Source organism: Roseicyclus sp. (genome assembly GCF_052168335.1).
GTDB lineage: Bacteria > Pseudomonadota > Alphaproteobacteria > Rhodobacterales > Rhodobacteraceae > Roseibacterium.
Genome location: NZ_JBQLZP010000434.1, coordinates 1 through 4,700 on the forward strand (window position 1 = coordinate 1; position 4,700 = coordinate 4,700).

The window sequence follows — 4,700 nt, forward strand, 5'->3', positions numbered from 1 at the left end:
CGCCACATCTACGAGGAGGACTTCCGCAACTTCGGATATGGCTGGGATCCGCGCGTGGTCTGAGGCAGGCCCCCTCCGCGCCTCCCCCGTTGCTTGCCCCGAGCGCACCGCATCACTAGAACGCGGGCGACAGCAGAAGGAAGGCCGCGCCATGTCCCGAACGCCCAGACCCGTCGTCCTGTGCATCCTCGACGGCTGGGGCATCGGCCCGACGGAGGCGGACAACGCACCCCTCCTCGCCCGGACGCCGAATTTCGACCGTATCATGGCCCAGGCGCCGCACGCCACGCTGGTGACGCACGGGCGGGACGCGGGCCTGCCGGACGGGCAGATGGGCAATTCCGAGGTCGGACACACCAACATCGGCGCAGGCCGCGTCGTGGCGATGGACCTCGGCATGATCGACCTCGCCATCGAGGACGGGAGCTTCTTCGAGAAGCCCGCGCTGAAGGACTTCGTCGCGGCCCTGAAGAAGACCGGAGGCCGCGCGCATGTGGCGGGGCTCGCTTCGCCCGGTGGGGTGCATTCGCACCAGGATCACATCGTGGCCGCCGCGAAGGCCCTGGGCGACGCCGGGCTCGAGGTGCTGGTCCACGCCATCACCGACGGCCGCGACGTGGCGCCCAAGTCGGCCGCCGAACAGCTGGCGAGGCTCGCCGCCGACCTGCCGCACGGCGCGCGCATCGTCACCGTCTCGGGGCGCTACTTCGCCATGGACCGCGACAACCGCTGGGACCGGGTGGAACGCGCCTGGCGGGCCATCGTGCGGGGCGAGGCCGATGCCGAGGCGGCGGGCGACCCGACCGATGCCGTCGCCGCCGTCGAGGCCGCCTATGCCGCCGGCCTCAGCGACGAGTTCATCCCGCCCCTCCCCGTCCAGCCCTACAAAGGCATGACGGCCAAAGACGGCCTTTTCTTCGTGAACTTCCGCCCCGACCGTGCGCGGGAGATCCTGTCCGCCATCGGCGACCCGGACTTCGACCGCTTCGATCGGGGCGACGCCCCGCGGCCCGCCGCACTCCTCGGAATGGTGGACTATTCCAGCGCGCATGACCGCTACATGACCACGATGTTCCCCAAGCAGGAGATCGTGAACACGCTGGCGGAATGGGTCTCGAAACAGGGGCTGCGTCAGTTCCACATCGCCGAGACCGAGAAATACCCGCACGTCACCTTCTTCCTCAACGGCGGCAAGGAGCCGCCCGTAACCGGCGAGGACCGCTACATGGCGGCCTCTCCCAAGGTCGCGACCTACGACCTCCAGCCCGAGATGTCGGCGGGCGAGGTCACCGACCACCTCGTCGAGGCGATCGGCGCGGGCTACGACCTGATCGTGGTGAACTACGCGAACCCGGACATGGTCGGGCACACCGGCGACCTGAAGGCCGCGATCCGCGCCTGCGAGGCGGTGGACGAGGGGCTCGGCCGCGCGCTCGCCGCGCTCGAGGCGGCGGGCGGTGCGATGATCGTCACCGCGGATCACGGCAATTGCGAGACGATGATCGACCCGGTGACGGGCGGTCCGCACACCGCGCACACGCTGAACCCGGTGCCCGTCATCCTGGTCGGGGGGCCGAAGGGCGCGCGCCTGCGCGACGGGCGGCTCGCCGATCTCGCGCCGACGCTCCTCGCGCTGATGGGCCTGCCGCAGCCGCCCGAAATGACCGGCACGAGCCTGATCGCATGAGGCGCATCGCGCGGCTCGCGCTCGTGCTCCTGCTTGCGGCGATGCCCGCGACGGCCGAAACCGATGCCGCCGAAGCCGCCGCCGATGCCGCGCGGATGTTGCAGGAGGCCGCCGACGCGCTGGCGGACGCCGAGGGCGCGCGCGACCGGGTCGAGGCGCTGACCGGCACCGTTCGCGCCTACGAGGAGGGGTTGCTCGCGCTCCGCGAGGGCGTGCGGCAGGCGGCGCTCCGCGAACGCGCGATCCTCGCCGTCTTCGAGGCGGAACGCGAACGTCTGGCCCGCCTGCTCGGCGTGCTCCAGAGCATCGAATCCGCGCCCGGTCCCCTCCTTCTCCTGCATCCGGAGGGGCCGGTCGGCACGGCGCGCGCCGGAATGATCGTGGCCGACGTGACGCCCGCCGTCGCCCGCGAGGCGCAGGAGTTGCGCGCCCAGCTCGAGGAACTCGCGCTCCTCCGGACGCTGCAGGAGGACGCACTGGCGCGGCTTTCCGCCGGTCTCGCCGGTGTGCAGGAGGCGCGCGCCGCGCTGTCGCAGGCCATCGCCGAGCGGCGCGACCTGCCCGCCCCCTTCGCACGCGACGCCGACGCGATGCGCGCGCTCCTCGAGAGCGCCGACTCGCTCGACAGCTTCGCCGAGCTCCTCATGAGCCAGCCTTCGGCCGCGCCCGACGACATTCCCGATTTCGGACAGGCGCGCGGCAGCCTGCGCGCGCCGGTCCTCGGCACCGTCCTCCGCCGCTTCGGCGAGGCGGACGCGGCGGGCGTCGCGCGGCCGGGCCTGGTGCTGGCCGCACGGCCGCGGGCGCTCGTCACCACGCCGTGGCCCGCCTCGGTGCGCTATGCCGGCCCGCTCCTCGATTACGGAAATGTCATTATCATCGAGCCCGAGGCCGACTATCTGTTGGTGGTCGCGGGCCTCGGCGACATGTTCGTGGAGGCCGGGCAGCTTCTGCCGGGGGACGCGCCCCTCGGCCTGATGCCGGGGCCCGAGGGCGCCGGAGACGACCTTATCCTGCCCGCCGCAGAAGCGGGCGGCCCCCTCCTGCCGGAAACGCTCTATGTCGAGATCCGGGAGGGCGGACGCCCGGTGGACCCGGCGGCATGGTTCGCACTAGAGTAGCGTGCCGTGAGAGCGCATCGCGGACGACAAGACGCAAGATGCAAGACGCACAAGGACACATGCAGATGAACAAGCTGATCGTTGCGGCAGTCGGAGGGATCGCGGGCGGCGTCCTCCTGAGCACGCAGGTCGCCGGGCCGCTCCTCGCCCAGGAAGAGACGCGGAACGCCTCGGTCTACCAGCAGCTCGACCTCTTCGGGGACGTGTTCGAGCGCATCCGCTCGAACTATGTCGAGGAGGTGGACGAGGCGGCGCTGATCGAGGCGGCCATCAACGGGATGCTCACCTCGCTCGACCCGCATTCGAGCTATCTTCCGCCGCGCGACTTCGATTCGATGCAGGTCCAGACCCGTGGCGAGTTCGGCGGCCTCGGGATCGAGGTGACGCAGGAGGACGGCTTCGTGCGCGTCATCACGCCGATGGACGACACGCCCGCGATGGAGGCCGGCGTGCAGGCCGGCGACTTCATCACCCATGTGGACGGCGAGGCGCTGCTCGGCCTGACGCTCGACCAGGCGGTCGAGATGATGCGCGGCCCCGTCGGCTCGGAGATCACCATCACCGTGGTGCGGGAGGGACAGGACCAGCCCTTCGACATCACCATCGTGCGCGACCGTATCCGGTTGACCGCCGTGCGCTCGCGGCTCGAGGGGAACACCGCGATCCTGCGCATCTCGACCTTCAACGACCAGACCTATCCGAACCTGACCGATGGTCTCGAGGAGATGATCGCCGAGGTCGGCGGCCTCGAGAACCTCAACGGCGTCGTCATCGACCTGCGCAACAACGCGGGCGGCCTCCTGAGCGAGGCGATCCGCGTGACGGACGCCTTCCTCGACCAGGGCGAGATCGTCTCGACCCGTGGGCGCGAGCCTCAGGACGGCGACCGCTACAACGCGACGGCCGGCGACCTGATCGAGGGCCTGCCGATGGTGGTGCTCGTCAACGGCGGCTCGGCCTCGGCCTCCGAGATCGTGGCGGGCGCGCTCCAGGATCACCGCCGCGCGGTGGTCGTGGGCACCAACACCTTCGGCAAGGGCTCGGTCCAGTCGGTCATGCCGCTGCCCGGCAACGGCGCGATGCGGCTGACGACCTCGCTCTACTACACGCCGTCGGGCCGCTCGATCCAGGCGCTGGGCGTCGCGCCCGACATCCTGGTCGAGCAGCGCGAGCCCGTCGAGGTCACGGAGGAGGAGGAAGCCACCGCCAACCGCCGCAACGAGGCGTCGCTGCGCGGCGCGCTCCAGAACTCGACGCTGACCGAGGACCAGATCCGCCAGCTCGAGGAGGAGCAGGCCATCGCCGAGGCCACCGCTCGGCTCAGGAACGAGGATTACCAGCTCGCCTATGCGATCGACATCCTCACCGGTCTCGGCGCACTGGGGCCGAGCCGGAACTGACGGGCCATGACGCCCGAAGAGATCGCGGCCCTGCCCTACCGCCCCTGCGTGGGCGTGGTCCTCACGGACGGGCGGGGCCGCGTCTTCGCCGGGCAGCGCGCCGACATGGAGACGCCGGCCTGGCAGATGCCACAGGGCGGCGTCGATCCGGGCGAGGACCTTCTCGCCGCCGCCTACCGGGAGCTTCTGGAAGAGACGGGCGTTCAGACCGCGCACGTGCTCCTGCGCGGGCAGACGCGGGACTGGCAGTATTACGACCTGCCGCCCGAGGTGGTGCCGACGCGCTGGAAAGGCCGCTATCGCGGGCAGAAGCAGATGTGGTTTCTGATGGAACTCACCGCCCCCGACAGCGTCATAGACCTGAGTTACAAGGACGAGGAGTTTTCGTCATGGCGCTGGATGAGCGGACCGGACCTTCTGGAGGCGATCGTGGAATTCAAGCGGCCGATCTACGCCGCCGTCCTGTCGGAGTTCGGCCTCTGCTGAGGCCTC

General features: G+C 70.6%; 4 protein-coding genes. All 4 read left to right on the top strand.

Annotation, left to right across the window (positions count from 1 at the left end; all coding sequences use genetic code 11):
- The first annotated feature begins 151 nt into the window (after nucleotides 1-151).
- The 4 genes from gpmI to ACTS11_RS13245 all read left to right on the top strand — a co-directional run bounded on the left by gpmI (nucleotide 152) and on the right by ACTS11_RS13245 (nucleotide 4,694).
- Nucleotides 152-1,687 (top strand): 2,3-bisphosphoglycerate-independent phosphoglycerate mutase, encoded by a 1,536-nt coding sequence (gene gpmI / locus ACTS11_RS13230; protein WP_442640776.1) that lies wholly within the window; start codon nucleotides 152-154, stop codon nucleotides 1,685-1,687.
- The gene (locus ACTS11_RS13235) at nucleotides 1,684-2,808 is read left to right on the top strand and encodes a murein hydrolase activator EnvC family protein (protein ID WP_442640777.1); all 1,125 of its coding nucleotides are present in this window, start codon (nucleotides 1,684-1,686) and stop codon (nucleotides 2,806-2,808) included. The genes gpmI and ACTS11_RS13235 overlap by 4 nt, the downstream gene beginning before the upstream one ends.
- Before the next feature lie 65 nt (nucleotides 2,809-2,873).
- The gene (locus ACTS11_RS13240; RefSeq protein ID WP_442640778.1) at nucleotides 2,874-4,208 is read left to right on the top strand and encodes a S41 family peptidase; all 1,335 of its coding nucleotides are present in this window, start codon (nucleotides 2,874-2,876) and stop codon (nucleotides 4,206-4,208) included.
- Nucleotides 4,209-4,214: 6 nt separating this feature from the next.
- Nucleotides 4,215-4,694: an RNA pyrophosphohydrolase gene (locus ACTS11_RS13245; RefSeq protein WP_442640779.1), complete on the top strand. Its 480-nt coding sequence runs from the start codon at nucleotides 4,215-4,217 to the stop codon at nucleotides 4,692-4,694.
- Nucleotides 4,695-4,700: the final 6 nt, after the last annotated feature.